This is a genomic window from Streptomyces anatolicus (genome assembly GCF_019400875.1).
GTDB lineage: Bacteria > Actinomycetota > Actinomycetes > Streptomycetales > Streptomycetaceae > Streptomyces > Streptomyces anatolicus.
Map to the genome: position 1 here is coordinate 1 of NZ_WMBF01000031.1, position 14,826 is coordinate 14,826.

12 protein-coding genes, 1 tRNA gene and 2 pseudogenes are annotated in these 14,826 nt (G+C 68.6%); 4 read left to right on the forward strand and 11 right to left on the reverse strand.

Annotation, left to right across the window (positions count from 1 at the left end; translation table 11 throughout):
• Positions 1–97 precede the first annotated feature (97 nt).
• Complete coding sequence (locus GKQ77_RS05730; RefSeq protein ID WP_003999697.1) at positions 98–226, reverse strand: DLW-39 family protein; 129 nt, start codon at positions 224–226, stop codon at positions 98–100.
• 314 nt (positions 227–540) lie between these two features.
• On the opposite strand from GKQ77_RS05730, the gene GKQ77_RS05735 reads away from it, so the two are divergent.
• On the forward strand, positions 541–873 hold the full coding sequence (locus GKQ77_RS05735) for a DUF6344 domain-containing protein (protein ID WP_219687611.1): 333 nt from the start codon (positions 541–543) through the stop codon (positions 871–873).
• Between the two features lie 123 nt (positions 874–996).
• Here the strand turns inward: GKQ77_RS05735 and GKQ77_RS05740 are convergent.
• From GKQ77_RS05740 to GKQ77_RS34265, 10 genes and pseudogenes are all read right to left on the reverse strand, one after another.
• A tRNA-Ile gene (locus GKQ77_RS05740) sits at positions 997–1,070 on the reverse strand.
• A 130-nt stretch (positions 1,071–1,200) separates the two neighbouring features.
• On the reverse strand, positions 1,201–1,872 hold the full coding sequence (locus GKQ77_RS05745) for a DUF3566 domain-containing protein (protein ID WP_219687612.1): 672 nt from the start codon (positions 1,870–1,872) through the stop codon (positions 1,201–1,203).
• Between the two features lie 18 nt (positions 1,873–1,890).
• Entirely contained in the window at positions 1,891–4,494 is a 2,604-nt protein-coding gene (gene gyrA, locus GKQ77_RS05750; protein WP_219687613.1) for a DNA gyrase subunit A, read from the reverse strand.
• A 43-nt stretch (positions 4,495–4,537) separates the two neighbouring features.
• Positions 4,538–6,607 (reverse strand): DNA topoisomerase (ATP-hydrolyzing) subunit B, encoded by a 2,070-nt coding sequence (gene gyrB, locus GKQ77_RS05755; RefSeq protein ID WP_219687614.1) that lies wholly within the window; start codon positions 6,605–6,607, stop codon positions 4,538–4,540.
• Positions 6,608–6,872: 265 nt separating this feature from the next.
• Positions 6,873–7,427: a DciA family protein gene (locus tag GKQ77_RS05760; protein WP_219687615.1), complete on the reverse strand. Its 555-nt coding sequence runs from the start codon at positions 7,425–7,427 to the stop codon at positions 6,873–6,875.
• Positions 7,424–8,545 carry a DNA replication/repair protein RecF gene (gene recF / locus GKQ77_RS05765; protein ID WP_219687616.1) on the reverse strand — a complete coding sequence of 374 codons (1,122 nt, stop codon included), beginning with the start codon at positions 8,543–8,545 and terminating at the stop codon, positions 7,424–7,426. Before recF ends, GKQ77_RS05760 begins: the two co-directional genes overlap by 4 nt.
• 52 nt (positions 8,546–8,597) lie before the next feature.
• Complete coding sequence (gene gnd, locus GKQ77_RS05770) at positions 8,598–9,473, reverse strand: phosphogluconate dehydrogenase (NAD(+)-dependent, decarboxylating) (protein ID WP_219687617.1); 876 nt, start codon at positions 9,471–9,473, stop codon at positions 8,598–8,600.
• 91 nt (positions 9,474–9,564) lie between these two features.
• A complete protein-coding gene (gene dnaN, locus GKQ77_RS05775) occupies positions 9,565–10,695 on the reverse strand; it encodes a DNA polymerase III subunit beta (RefSeq protein ID WP_125513955.1) in 1,131 nt (376 codons plus the stop codon).
• A gap of 954 nt (positions 10,696–11,649) precedes the next feature.
• Positions 11,650–12,789: pseudogene (gene dnaA, locus GKQ77_RS34260) on the reverse strand (chromosomal replication initiator protein DnaA); the annotation flags it as partial.
• 122 nt (positions 12,790–12,911) lie between these two features.
• Positions 12,912–13,575 (reverse strand): annotated as a pseudogene (locus GKQ77_RS34265) (chromosomal replication initiator protein DnaA); the annotation flags it as partial.
• 367 nt (positions 13,576–13,942) lie between these two features.
• Here GKQ77_RS34265 and rpmH point away from each other — a divergent pair.
• From rpmH to yidD, 3 genes are read left to right on the forward strand one after another with little or no spacing between them, the layout of a single operon-like run.
• Positions 13,943–14,080, forward strand: a complete 138-nt coding sequence (gene rpmH / locus GKQ77_RS05785) for a 50S ribosomal protein L34 (protein WP_006381191.1) — start codon at positions 13,943–13,945, stop codon at positions 14,078–14,080.
• A 21-nt stretch (positions 14,081–14,101) separates the two neighbouring features.
• Complete coding sequence (gene rnpA / locus GKQ77_RS05790; protein ID WP_219687619.1) at positions 14,102–14,473, forward strand: ribonuclease P protein component; 372 nt, start codon at positions 14,102–14,104, stop codon at positions 14,471–14,473.
• Positions 14,470–14,826 (forward strand): membrane protein insertion efficiency factor YidD, encoded by a 357-nt coding sequence (gene yidD, locus GKQ77_RS05795; RefSeq protein ID WP_219687620.1) that lies wholly within the window; start codon positions 14,470–14,472, stop codon positions 14,824–14,826. The genes rnpA and yidD overlap by 4 nt, the downstream gene beginning before the upstream one ends.

Consider the following 14,826-nt stretch of genomic DNA (forward strand, 5'->3'; position numbering starts at 1 on the left):
TCACACAAGCGAACAAGCCCCCCCGACGCCCCCTACACAGCACAAAGCCCCGGCCGCAAAAGCGACCGGGGCCTGTGAAGAGACTGGTGTCGATGACTCACGAACCCGTGGGCACGGAGTCAGTCGCCTCCGTCCACAGATCCTGCTCGGCGCGATCCGCCTGGATCTGGCGGTACACGAGGAGCCCGCCGATGGCGGCCAGTGCGACCAGGAGAAGCTTCTTCACCGCGCGACCTCGTCTTTCCTTGACGTAGGGGACTTCTGGCGCCCGACTATACACACCGATCGATATCGATCGGTGACCTGGATCCGCCCCCAACTCCGGCCCCGCAGACAGCAGTCGAAACGGACCTCGGCGCTCCACAAAACGCCCCCACGCTGTGATTTTCGCCGCCCTTACCGCTTTCTCGGGCCCTTTGGGGCCATCCGGGTGGTGTTCATCTGAACATCGGCGCCGCGCGAGCGTCGGTCCCTCACTCTCGGCCCCGCATACACATCATGAGGAAAGTACGCAAATCGCCCAACCCGAATTGAGGGGCCATGACCGGCAACAAGCCCAAGAAACTGTGGACGACGATCGTCACCGCCTTCCTCGCGCTCTTCGCCGCGCTGGGACTCACCACGACGGCCACCGCGGCCACGGCGCTACAGGAGACCACGAACGCGCGCAACGCCACGCAGTGCGCACCCACCCCGGCCATGGCAGCCCTCTGGACAGCGGCGTACGAACGGTCCTTGCCACCCACGATGAAGCAGCGCATCCGCGCCGAGGCCCACGGCGCGTCCCCCAGCTGCCGGCACCTGCCCCCCACGGACACGGAAGCCGAGGCTGAGACCGCCAACGACGAGCCGGGCCCCGCCCCAGAGCCGTAACCCGAACCGCACCGCTACGTAGAACCCCACCCACGCAGGCTCACTACTAGACCGGGCCCCGACAACGCAGAAGGCCGGTAGATCCTGAGATCTACCGGCCTTCCGACTGGCACTATGCCACTGTGGGGCTAACAGGATTTGAACCTGTGGCCTCATCCTTATCAGGGATGCGCTCTAACCAACTGAGCTATAGCCCCGCCGCGCTGCGGTGGTGTCCCGCGCGCTGACCCCTGAAGATTAGCGCACCTGCGGGCCAGTCCCAAAATCGATGGCCGCGCGGGGAGCGGAGCAAGGCGAACCGGGGCCGCAGCCCCGGTCAAGACGCCGTTACTCGTCCTCCGCCAGCGTCAGCTCGACGCCGCCCACGAAGCCCGCGGAGAGGTTGTAGATGAACGCACCGAGCGTCGCCAGCGCCGTGGCCAGGACGACGTCGATGACCGCGATGATCGCGGTGAACGTCAGGACGCGCGGCAGCGACAGGAAGGACTGCAGATCGAAGCCGTTGGACTCGTTCGAGCCCGTCGCCTCGGAGATCGTGCCGCCCACCGTCGAGAAGACGCCCATCGCGTCCATGACCATCCACAGGACGGCCGCGGCGACGATCGTGCAGATGCCGAGCGCGATGGAGAGCAGGAAGCTGACCTTCATCACCGACCACGGATCGGCCCTGGCGACCCGCAGCCGCGCCTTGCGCGTACGCGGCACCGTGCGCGCCCCCGTCCGCGGCTTGCGCACCGCGCCCGCGCCCGCCGGGGCGCCCGAGCCGCCCCCGGCGCCCTGCTGATACGCCTGCGGCGGGTGATACGGCTGGGACGCCTGCTGCTGGGTCTTGCGCTCCCCGGGCAGCGCCCCGCCGGCCGTATCGGCGTCTCGGGTGTCCGTCACAGTCCCCCCCTGGGATCCGGACTCAGAGTCCTGTGCGTCAGCGGCGGAGCCACGGGCACCGTCCTTGTCGGTAGTGCCGGACCGCTTCGCCTCGGCACCCGTGGCTCCACTCACGATGACTCACTCCTCGCGCTACTCGGCCGAGGAGTCCGTGCCCTCGTCCGTACCGACGGCCGGCTCGCCGCCGTCCGAGTCGTCGACGACGATGTCCCCGTCGACTTCCTCGGCCTCGCGCCCGGCCTCGGCGTTACGAGCGATGCCGACCACGGCATCGCGCTTGCCCAGGTTGATCAGTTGGACGCCCATGGTGTCACGGCCCGTCTCCCTGACCTCGTTGACTCGCGTACGAATCACACCACCGCCCAGCGTGATGGCGAGGATCTCGTCGGTTTCCTCGACCACCAGGGCGCCGACCAGTTCGCCGCGGTCCTCCACGATCTTGGCAGCCTTGATGCCGAGGCCACCGCGACCCTGGACGCGGTACTCGTCGACGTTGGTCCGCTTCGCGTACCCACCGTCGGTGGCGGTGAACACGAACGTACCCGGCCGGACCACATTCATCGAGAGCAGTTCGTCGCCGTCGCGGAAACTCATTCCCTTGACGCCCGAGGTGGCGCGGCCCATCGGGCGCAGCGCGTCGTCCGTCGCGGTGAACCTGATCGACTGGGCCTTCTTGCTGATGAGCAGCAGGTCGTCCTCGGCCGAGACCAGCTCGGCGCCGATCAGCTCGTCGTCCGAACCGTCGTCCTTCTCACGGAGGTTGATGGCGATGACGCCACCGGAGCGAGGCGAGTCGTAGTCCTTGAGGGAGGTCTTCTTGACCAGGCCGCCCTTGGTGGCGAGGACCAGGTACGGCACCGCTTCGTAGTCGCGGATCGCGAGGATCTCGGCGATCTGCTCGTCCGGCTGGAAGGCGAGGAGGTTCGCCACGTGCTGGCCGCGGGCGTCGCGTCCGGCGTCGGGCAGTTCGTACGCTTTGGCGCGGTAGACGCGGCCCTTGTTGGTGAAGAACAGCAGCCAGTGGTGCGTCGTCGACACGAAGAAGTGGTCGACGATGTCGTCTTCCTTGAGCTTCGTGCCGCGAACGCCCTTGCCGCCGCGCTTCTGCGAGCGGTAGTCGTCCGTCTTGGTGCGCTTGACGTAGCCGCCGCGGGTGATCGTGACGACGATGTCCTCCTCGGCGATCAGGTCCTCCATGGACATGTCGCCGTCGAAGGGCACGAGCGCCGAGCGACGGTCCTCGCCGAACTTGTCGACGATCGCCGCCAGCTCTTCGCTGATGATCTGGCGCTGCCGCGCGGGCGAGGCCAGGATCGCGTTGTACTCGTTGATCTTCGCCTGCAGCTCGTCGTGCTCGGCGACGATCTTCTGGCGCTCCAGGGCGGCGAGGCGGCGCAGCTGCATCTCGAGGATGGCGTTGGCCTGGATCTCGTCGATCGAGAGCAGGCCCATGAGGCCCTCGCGCGCGATGTCGACGGTCTGGCTGCCGCGGATGAGCGCGATGACCTCGTCGATGGCGTCCAGGGCCTTGAGCAGGCCGCGCAGGATGTGCGCCCGCTCCTCGGCCTTGCGCAGCCGGAACTTCGTACGCCGGACGATGACCTCGATCTGGTGCGTCACCCAGTGGCGGATGAACGCGTCGAGCGAGAGCGTGCGCGGCACGCCGTCGACCAGGGCCAGCATGTTGGCGCTGAAGTTCGACTGGAGGTCGGTGTGCTTGTAGAGGTTGTTCAGTACGACCTTGGCGACCGCGTCCCTCTTCAGGACGATGACCAGACGCTGGCCGGTGCGCGAGGAGGACTCGTCGCGGACGTCGGCGATGCCGCCGACCTTGCCGTCCTTGACCAGGTCGGCGATCTTCTGCGCGAGGTTGTCCGGGTTGGTCTGGTAGGGGAGTTCGGTGACCACCAGGCACTGGCGGTTCTGGATCTCCTCGACCGCGACGACCGCGCGCATCGTGATGGAGCCGCGGCCCGTGCGGTAGGCCTCCTCGATGCCCTTGCGGCCCACCACCAGGGCGCCGGTCGGGAAGTCGGGGCCCTTGATGCGCTCGATGAGCGCGTCGAGCAGCTCCTCGTGCGTGGCCTCGGGGTGCTCCAGGGCCCACTGCGCGCCCGCCGCGACCTCGCGGAGGTTGTGCGGCGGGATGTTGGTGGCCATGCCGACCGCGATGCCCGCCGAGCCGTTGATCAGCAGGTTCGGGAAGCGGGCCGGCAGGACCGTCGGCTCCTGGTTGCGGCCGTCGTAGTTGTCCGTGAAGTCGACGGTCTCCTCGTCGATGTCACGGACCATCTCCATGGCCAGCGGCGCCATCTTGCACTCGGTGTACCGCATGGCGGCCGCCGGGTCGTTGCCCGGGGAGCCGAAGTTGCCGTTGGAGTCCACCAGCGGCATCCGCATCGACCAGTGCTGGGCCAGGCGGACCAGGGCGTCGTAGATCGAGGAGTCGCCGTGCGGGTGGTACGTGCCCATGACGTCGCCGACGACGCGGGCGCACTTGTAGAAGCCCTTCTCGGGGCGGTAGCCGCCGTCGTACATCGCGTACAGGACGCGACGGTGGACGGGCTTGAGGCCGTCCCGTACGTCCGGCAGTGCGCGGGAGACGATGACGGACATCGCGTAGTCGAGGTAGGAGCGCTGCATCTCCGTCTCGAGCCCGACGGGCTCGACACGCATGCCCACACCGGGAACGGCGGGTTCCTCTTCGGGCATCACAGGGGTGTTCTCGTCGGCCATTGCTGGTCAAAGTCCTTTCGAGGTGCGGCTTGTACGGGCCGACTCAGATGTCGAGGAAGCGGACGTCCTTGGCATTGCGCTGGATGAACGAGCGCCGCGCCTCCACGTCCTCTCCCATCAGCACCGAGAAGAGGTCGTCGGCCTGTGCCGCGTCGTCCAGGGTGACCTGGCCGAGCACGCGGTGTTCCTGGTCCATCGTGGTGATGCGCAGTTCCTCGGCGTTCATCTCGCCGAGGCCCTTGAAGCGCTGGACCGAGTCGTCCCTGATGCGCTTGCCGGCCTGTCGGCCCAGCTCCACCAGGGCGTCGCGCTCGCGGTCGGAGTACGCGTACTGGAAGTCGTCCCGCGACCACTTGATCTTGTAGAGCGGCGGACGCGACAGGTAGATGTGCCCGTGCTCGACCAGCGGCCGCATGAAGCGGAAGAGGAACGTCAGGAGCAGCGTGTTGATGTGCTGACCGTCGACGTCGGCGTCCGCCATCAGGATGATCTTGTGGTAGCGGAGCTTCTCGATGTCGAAGTCCTCGTGCACACCGGTGCCGAAGGCCGAGATCAGGGCCTGGACTTCCTGGTTGTGCAGGATCTTGTCGATCCGGGCCTTCTCGACGTTCAGGATCTTGCCTCGGATGGGCAGGATCGCCTGGTACATCGGGTCGCGGCCGGACTTCGCCGAACCACCGGCGGAGTCACCCTCGACGATGAAGATCTCGCACTTCGTCGGGTCGTTCGACTGGCAGTCGGAGAGCTTGCCCGGCAGGGAAGCGGTCTCCAGGAGGCCCTTGCGGCGGGTCAGGTCGCGCGCCTTGCGGGCGGCGACGCGGGCCGTGGCGGCCTGGATGCCCTTGCGGATGATGTCCGCGGCCTCGTTCGGGTGCCGGTCGAACCAGTCCGTCAGGTGCTCGTGCACGACCTTCTGCACGAAGGTCTTCGCCTCCGTGTTGCCCAGCTTGGTCTTCGTCTGGCCCTCGAACTGGGGCTCGCCCAGCTTCACCGAGATGATCGCCGTCAGACCCTCGCGGACGTCCTCACCCGTGAGGTTGTCGTCCTTCTCGCGCAGCAGCTTCTTCTCGCGCGCGTAGCGGTTCACCAGGCCCGTCAGCGCGGCCCGGAAGCCCTCTTCGTGCGTACCGCCCTCGTGCGTGTGGATCGTGTTCGCGAAGGAGTACACACCCTCGGTGTACTGCGAGTTCCACTGCATCGCGATCTCGACCGAGAGCAGGCGCTCCTTGTCCTCGGCCTCCACGTCGATGACGGTCGGGTGGATGACCTCGCCCTTGCGGGAGTTGAGGTACTTCACGAAGTCGACGATGCCGCCTTCGTAGTGGTACGTGACCGTACGGGCCTCGGGGGCCTCGTCGTCGGTCGCCTCGGGGGAGTCCGCACCCACCGTGGCCTTCGCCGACGCGCGCTCATCGGTGAGTTTGATCGTCAAACCCTTGTTGAGGAACGCCATCTCCTGGAAACGCCGCGCCAGCGTCTCGAAGGAGTATTCGGTCGTCTCGAAGACGTCCGGGTCGGCCCAGAAGGTGACCGAGGTGCCGGTCTCACTGGTGGCCTCGTGCCGCTCGAGCGGGGCGGTGGGTACGCCGCTCTTGTACTCCTGCGTCCAGCGGTAGCCGTCGGTCTTGATGTCGACCGCGAGCTTGGTGGAGAGCGCGTTCACCACGGAGACACCGACGCCGTGCAGACCACCGGAGACGGCGTAGCCGCCGCCGCCGAACTTGCCGCCCGCGTGCAGCACGGTGAGCACGACCTCGACGGCCGGCTTCTTCTCGACGGGGTGGATGCCCACCGGGATGCCACGGCCGTTGTCGACGACGCGCACGCCGCCGTCGGCGAGGATCGTGACGTCGATCGCGTCCGCGTGGCCGGCGAGGGCCTCGTCCACGGAGTTGTCCACGACCTCCTGCACCAGGTGGTGCAGGCCGCGCTCACCGGTCGAACCGATGTACATGCCGGGTCGCTTGCGGACCGCGTCCAGACCCTCGAGGACGGTGATCGCGCTGGCGTCGTACGAGGGCGGGGCCTCGACGTTCTCGCCGGCGGCGGTGGACGGGATGTTCTCGTTGGGGTTGCCGGAATCGGCCACGAAGCGCCCTTTCTGGCACAGCACAAGCCAAGCTCCCGGCGGTGGCCGGAGCGGCTGCGTCGTTCAGCGATAGTCAGCGTTGCTCGGTGCGTCCCACAAGTGGGGCGGGATTAGCTTCCAGTCTACCGGTAGCACTGACATTGATGGGGGCTTGCCGGTACCTGAGTCCTCATGTGCCGCCCTGAACCGGACTCGGCCGACTCCCCATATGCGGAGCGGGGCTCCAGAGGGCTCACAGCGGCACTCAGCGCTTCGGGACGTCAACCGCCAGCTACGGTCGGCGGCGCCCTCAGCCGTAGGTGTCGCCGGGGCCCGTGCTGCCCGGGGCGCGCAGGGGCCCGAAGCGCTGTGCGGGGCCGTTGGGGCCGAGGACCTTGAGGAGGCGCACGGTGCCGTGGCCCAGGTCCTCGTTAAGGCGCGCCACCAGCTGCGGGGCCATGAGGCGCAGCTGGGTGGCCCAGGCCGTCGAGTCGCACTGCACGGTCAGGACGCGCTCGTCCTCGTCGTACTTCTGCGGGACGCAGTGCTTGGCCAGGTCGTCACCGACGATCTGCGGCCAGCGGCCCATCACCCCGCCGACCGCCGCCGGGGTCTCCCAGCCGCGCTCGGTGATCAGCCGGTTGATCGCGGAGCCGAGCGGCAGCGGATCGCGCCCGTCCGCCCGCGCCCCGGAGCGCAGCCCGCCGCGGCGGGCCTGCTTCTTCTGCTGCGCCGCGTCCCCACGCGCGCGTGCCTGTTCCTTCGCGGCCCGCAGGGCGACCCGGGCCAGGTCGACGCCGGAGGGCTCGGGCGTCTTCTGCGCCGCCCCCTCGGGGTCCCCCTTGCCGGGCTTCTCGTCGCTCATACGCGGTCCACCGCGCCCTCCGCCACCGCGTACCGCGCACCGGCGAGCACGCCCGGCACGTCGTCGTCCACCGCCGCCGTGACCAGCACCTGCTCGCCCGGGGCCACCAGCTCCGCCAGCCGCTCCCTGCGGCGCGCGTCGAGCTCCGCGAACACGTCGTCGAGGACGAGCACCGGTTCGTTGCCCTCGGCCCTGAGCAGGTCGTACGAGGCGAGGCGCAGCGCCAGGGCGTACGACCAGGACTCGCCGTGGCTCGCGTAGCCCTTCGCCGGGAGCTGGCCCAGCTTGAGCAGCAGGTCGTCGCGGTGCGGTCCGACCAGGGTGACGCCCCGCTCGATCTCCTGTTTGCGGGCCTCTTCGAGGGCGGCGGTCAGCTGCTCGTACAGCGCCTCGCGCGTGTGGCCGTCGCCGGGCGCGGACGGCTTGTACTCCAGTGCGAGTGGCCCGCCGCCGGGCGCCAGCTGCTCGTACGCCTTGTCGGCCAGTGGCTGGAGCGCCGAGATCAGGTCGAGCCGCTGCGCGAGCAGCTCGGCGCCCGCGCGCGCGAGGTGCTGGTCCCAGACGTCGAGGGTGGACAGGTCCATGGAGCGCCCGCCGTGGCGCCGGGCGAGCGCGGCCGACTTCAGGAGGGTGTTGCGCTGCTTCAGGACGCGGTCGTAGTCGGACCGGACGCCCGCCATCCGCGGGGAGCGCGCGGTGATCAGCTCGTCGAGGAAGCGGCGCCGCTCACCGGGGTCGCCCTTGATCAGCGCGAGGTCCTCGGGTGCGAAGAGCACCGTGCGTACGATCCCCAGGACGTCCCGGGGTCTGACCTGCGAGGACCGGTTGACGCGGGCACGGTTGGCCTTGCCAGGGTTGAGTTCCAGCTCGATCAGCTGCTGCCGCTCGCCCTGGCGGACGTTGGCCCTGATGACGGCCCGCTCGGCGCCCATGCGCACCAGGGGGGCGTCCGAGGAGACCCGGTGGCTGCCGAGGGTGGCGAGATAGCCGACGGCCTCGACGAGGTTGGTCTTGCCCTGGCCGTTGGGCCCCACGAACGCGGTGACGCCCGGGTCGAGAGGGACCTCGACCCGGGCGTACGACCGGAAGTCGGCCAGCGACAGATGCGTGACGTGCATGGTGTGCGCCGACCTCCCCCGGCAAGCCCGTGCGCGACGCACAGGCTGTGGATTACTTCTTCTCTACCGCGTGGCCGCCGAACTGGTTGCGCAGCGCGGCGATCATCTTCATCTGCGGCGAGTCGTCCTGCCGCGAGGCGAAGCGGGCGAAGAGGGACGCGGTGATCGCCGGCAGCGGCACGGCGTTGTCGATGGCCGCCTCGACGGTCCAGCGGCCTTCGCCGGAGTCCTGGGCGAAGCCGCGCAGGCCCTCCAGGTGCTCGTCGTCGTCCAGGGCGTTGACCGCGAGGTCGAGCAGCCAGGAACGGATGACCGTGCCCTCCTGCCAGGAGCGGAAGACCTCACGGACGTCCGTGACCGAGTCGACCTTCTCCAGCAGCTCCCAGCCCTCGGCGTAGGCCTGCATCATCGCGTACTCGATGCCGTTGTGGACCATCTTCGCGAAGTGCCCCGCGCCGACCTTGCCCGCGTGCACCGAGCCGAAGTCGCCCTCGGGCTTCAGCGCGTCGAAGACGGGCTGGACCTTGGCGACGTTCTCCTTGTCGCCGCCGTACATCAGCGCGTAGCCGTTCTCCAGGCCCCAGACGCCGCCGGAGACGCCGCAGTCGACGAAGCCGATGCCCTTGGCCTTCAGCTCCTCGGCGTGCTTCTCGTCGTCCGTCCAGCGGGAGTTGCCGCCGTCGACGACGACGTCACCGGGCTCGAGCAGCTCGGACAGCTCGTCGATGGTCGACTGGGTCGCGGCTCCGGCCGGGACCATCACCCACACCACCCGCGGGCCCTTGAGCTTGCCCACAAGCTCTTCCAGGCTGTGGACATCGGCGAGGTCCGGGTTGCGGTCGTATCCGATGACGGTGTGACCTGCGCGGCGGATGCGCTCGCGCATGTTGCCGCCCATCTTGCCGAGGCCGACGAGACCGAGCTCCATCAGAGAGGTTCCTTCACTAGCGACGTGGCGTTACGGCACTTTCGTACCTGCGTCCGAGCCTACGCCCGGACGCACGCACACACCTGTGGGCTCAGCCGCTCAGACGTACCGGCATGATCAGGTACTTGTAGGCGTCGTCCGCCTCGGCGTCCACGGCCGGCCTGCCGCTCAGCAGCGCGGGCTTCGTGGAGGTCGTGAACGACAGCTGGGCGACCGGGGAGTCGATCGCGCTCAGACCGTCGAGCAGGAACGTCGGGTTGAACGCGATGGAGATGTCGTCGCCGTCGAGCTGGGCGTCGACCCTCTCCACAGCCTGTGCGTCGTCGCTGGAACCGGCCTCCAGGATCAGCACGCCCTGCTCGAAGCTGAGGCGCACCGGGGTGTTCCGCTCGGCGACCAGGGCCACGCGCTTGACGGCCTCCACGAAGGGGGCGGTCTCGATCACGGCGACCGAGTTGAACTCGGTCGGGAACAGCGTGCGGTACTTCGGCAGGTCGCCTTCGAGCAGACGTGTCGTCGTACGCCGTCCGGCGCCCTCGAAACCGATAAGACCCTCGCCCGCGCCCGAGCCGGACAGCGCCAGGGTGACCGTGTCGCCGCTCGTGAGGGCCTTGGCGGTGTCCAGGAGCGTCTTGGCGGGCACCAGGGCGACCGCGGACGCCTCGGGGTTCTCCGGCTTCCACAGGAACTCGCGGACCGCGAAGCGGTAGCGGTCGGTGGAGGCCAGGGTGACCGTGTCGCCCTCGATCTCGATGCGCACACCGGTCAGCACGGGCAGCGTGTCGTCACGGCCCGCGGCGATGGCGACCTGGGCGGCGGCGGAGGCGAAGACCTCACCGGGGACGGTGCCCGTGGCGGTCGGCATCTGCGGCAGCGCGGGGTACTCCTCCACGGGAAGGGTGTGGAGGGTGAAGCGCGAGGAGCCGCAGACCACCGTCGCCCGTACACCGTCTGTGGAGATCTCCACCGGGCGGTTGGGGAGCGCGCGGCAGATGTCCGCGAGCAGCCGGCCGGAGACGAGGACCGTGCCTTCCTCGTCCACCTCGGCGTCGACCGAGACGCGTGCCGAGACCTCGTAGTCGAAGCTCGACAGGCTCAGCGCGCCTTCCTCGGCCTTCAGCAGGAGGCCTGCGAGGACGGGCGCAGGCGGCCGGGCCGGGAGGCTGCGCGCCGCCCAGGCCACCGCCTCCGCGAGTACGTCGCGTTCAACCCGGATCTTCACCGTAAGCCGCCCTCCTGCTGTTGCTGGCTGCTCTCGCCCGCTGGGCCTGTGGCCCTCGTCGTCTGACTCGGTGTCTCTCAGCCATGCCGTGGGAAGGACACCGGGGTCCAGTCTGACGCACGGCACTGACAGTCGGTGCCCGTCGGGGTCAAGTCGTGGCGAGCGGCGTCGGAGGCCCGGAGCGCGAGTTGTGCACAGGACCCACTTCCAAACGATTTCCCCGGACTCTCTAGTTGGGAGTAGTAGTAGGGCCTGTGGAAACGGTGGATAACCGTGAATGCGCTGGTCAGCACGGGTTTTTTATCCACTGCGCCTGTGGGCGGAGCCGGTGGACAACCGGGTGTTTCTGTGGACGGCGAAAAGTTCTGCACACCCCGTGCACAGGCAGGGGCCACTTCTCCCCAGCGCTGTCCCCAGCTTTACCCAGCTTCCCCACAGGCCAACCGACCACCTTGGTGTGACGCCTTTCACTCGACCCGGTGAGGGGGCGCGTCACGTTGCCGAACAGTGGACAGCCGTGTGGAGAAGCTGGGGAAAGCTGGGGACAACACGCCTGAGCCTGTGGGCCGCCGGTGGACAACGCCGTGCACACCCTGTGGACAAGATTTTCATCCACACCCTGTGGACAGTCTTCGTCCACGAATCCACAACCAGCTGACCTGGCCTGATGATCTCTCAGCAGCGTCCCCTGTGGACAGCGTCTGGACAACTTTCCAGTCCCCAGGGTGTGGACGCGAAAAAGTTCGAACATCTGTGGAGAACCCTCGTCTGAACAGGGGAAATCGAACAGCGGAAGCCTGTTGTACGAGAGGCCTGTGCGGTCGGGCGGGGGTCCTGCGCGGTCGTACGAGGGCCTGAAGCGGTCGGAACGGGGCTCCACGCGTGCGTGGGCGACGAAAAAGGGCGCCCCGGGAGTGGTCCCAGGGCGCCCTCGGCGACGTATCGCGGCGGCTGTCAGCCGTTCTTGATGCGGTTGGTCAGCTCGGTGACCTGGTTGTAGATGGAGCGCCGCTCGGCCATCAGCGCGCGGATCTTGCGGTCCGCGTGCATGACCGTCGTGTGGTCGCGGCCGCCGAACTGCGCCCCGATCTTCGGCAGGGAGAGGTCGGTCAGTTCGCGGCACAGATACATGGCGATCTGGCGCGCCGTCACCAGGACGCGGCTGCGCGAGGATCCGCACAGGTCGTCCACCGTCAGCCCGAAGTAGTCGGCGGTCGCGGCCATGATGGCCGTCGCCGTGATCTCCGGCGCCGCGTCCTCACCGCCCGGGATCAGGTCCTTGAGGACGATCTCGGTGAGCCCCAGGTCCACGGGCTGCCGATTCAGCGATGCGAACGCCGTGACCCGGATCAGCGCGCCCTCCAGCTCACGGATGTTCCGCGAGATCCGCGAGGCGATGAACTCGAGCACCTCCGGAGGGGCGTTCAGCTGCTCCTGCACCGCCTTCTTACGGAGGATGGCGATACGCGTCTCGAGCTCGGGCGGCTGGACGTCGGTGATCAGCCCCCACTCGAAGCGGTTGCGCAACCGGTCCTCCAGGGTGACCAGCTGCTTGGGCGGCCGGTCACTGGAGAGCACGATCTGCTTGTTCGCGTTGTGGAGCGTATTGAAGGTGTGGAAGAACTCCTCCTGCGTCGACTCCTTGTCCGCGAGGAACTGGATGTCGTCGACGAGCAGGATGTCCATCTCGCGGTAGCGCTTGCGGAAGCTGTCGCCCTTGCCGTCGCGGATGGAGTTGATGAACTCGTTGGTGAACTCCTCCGAGCTGACGTACCGCACGCGCGTGCCGGGGTACAGGCTGCGGGCGTAGTGCCCGATCGCGTGCAGCAGGTGCGTCTTGCCCAGGCCGGACTCCCCATAGATGAAGAGGGGGTTGTAGGCCTTCGCGGGCGCCTCGGCGACGGCGACCGCGGCCGCGTGCGCGAAGCGGTTGGACGCGCCGATGACGAAGGTGTCGAAGAGGTACTTGGGATTGAGCCGTGCGGTCGGCTCGCCGGGGCCCGTCGCGGGCGCCGGCTGCGCGGCGAGCGGGCCGGGGGCGCCGCTCGAGGAGGTGGGGCCCACCGGGCCGCCCCGGTGCACGCCGTGGCCGCCGTGCCCGGCACCGCCCCGGTGGTCGCGAGGGTCGCGGTGGTCACGCGGGTCACGGTGATCGCGGTGGTCACGGTGATCACCGGACGAGTCGGGCATGTCGTGGCGCTCACGCCGGTCCTGCTGGTCGGAGCGCTGCTGCTCGTACGACGAACGGTCCTGAGGCGGCTGCGAGCGGTAGTCGTGCTGCGGCTGCTGGACCGGGTTCGCGTACGGATCGCGGTCGGGGAAGCCGAGCCGCTGCTGCTGCCAGCCGTAGTCGTCCTGCGGCTGGGGCCACGCGCCGGGGCCCGGGCGCTGGTAGTCCGGGTAGGCGGGGCGCGCGCTGGGCATCTGGTCGGACCGGGAGCCCGACTGGTGCTCGTCCGAGGGGCGGCGCCCGTAGCCGTCGTACGAGTCGCGTCCCTGACCGGAGCCGGAGGGCAGCTCGGGCTCCTCATAGCGCTGCTGGTGCGACTGCTGCTGGCCCTGCTGGTGCTGGACCGGCGGCGCGAGCGGGCCCCCGGGTTCGCCCACCGAGTCGTCCACCGTGATGGCGATGCGGATCGGGCGGCCGCACTCGCGGCTCAGGGTCTCGCTGACCACGGGCGCCAGGCGGCCTTCCAGTACGCCCTTGGCGAATTCGTTCGGGACGGCGAGCAGCGCGGTGTCGGCGACCAGCGCCAACGGCTGGCAGCTCCTGAGCCACCGCTCGTCCTTCGCCTCTACGCCCTGACCTCGCCCCTCACCCAGCAGATGTTCCAGAACTCGTGGCCACACTGCGGCAAGATCGGCAGGTACATCAGCCACAGGGCACGCTCTCTCACGGGGTCCCACGAAGGTGTGGTTCTTGGGACGGAAATCGGGATGGGGAGGGGGAAGGGAACGAATCGGAGTTCAGCCAAGGTAGTCAGGGCGACGGCTGCGGTTCAAGTTGTTGTCCACAGGCTGTGCACAGTGTCTCGCTCCAGCGGTCGGTTTGACCGGATGGCGTAGCCCCGCGTACCGTGACCAGGTCGAGTTGTCGATGGCTGCTGCCGCCTGCCTCCGATGGGCAAAGATCACGATCTGTGATTGTGAAGCGGTGCACTCGGTGCGTATTCGCGAGCTTCTCGTGGGCGCACGGTGACAGCCAGGCGATGTCCCGCCACCACACGATCATTTCTGGAGCCCCCGAGTGAGCAAGCGCACCTTCCAGCCGAACAACCGCCGTCGCGCCAAGACCCACGGCTTCCGCCTGCGGATGCGCACCCGCGCCGGCCGCGCGATCCTCGCCAACCGTCGTGGCAAGGGTCGCGCCAGCCTGTCCGCCTGATCTCAGTCAGGTCATGACGTCGTGCTGCCTACCGAGCATCGGCTGAGGCGGCGCGAAGACTTCGCGACCGCGGTACGCCGAGGACGCCGGGCTGGACGCCCGCTTCTCGTCGTCCATCTACGTAGCGGTGCAACGGACCCGCACGTGCCTGGGGAGAGCCTTCCCCCGACACGTGCGGGTTTCGTTGTCAGCAAGGCCGTGGGTGGAGCAGTCGTACGCAACAAGGTGAAGCGCAGGCTTCGCCACCTCATGCGCGACCGGCTGGCCTCGGTGCCCCCCGGTAGCCTGGTAGTCGTACGAGCGCTGCCCGGAGCGGGTGACGCCGACCATGCACAGCTGGCCCGAGACCTGGATGCCGCCTTGCAGCGGTTGCTGGGAGGGGGCGCGCGATGAAGTACCCGCTGTTGGCCCTGATCAAGCTGTACCAGTGGACGATCAGTCCGCTGCTGGGCCCGGTGTGCAAGTACTACCCATCGTGTTCCCGCTACGGCTACCTGGCCATCGACCGGCACGGTGCGCTCAAGGGAACGGCGCTCACCGCCTGGCGCATCCTGCGGTGCAACCCGTGGTCGCTCGGTGGTGTCGACCATGTTCCGCCGCGCAAGCGTCCGCGGTGGCACGAGATGCTGCGCGCCGCCTGGCGCGAACGCAAGGGCGGGCCCTCCGCCGCAGGCGCGCCGACCGGGGCTCCTCCCCCGAGCACGGCTGCCGAGACCGAGACCCCGTCCCATGCTCAAGGAGCCTGA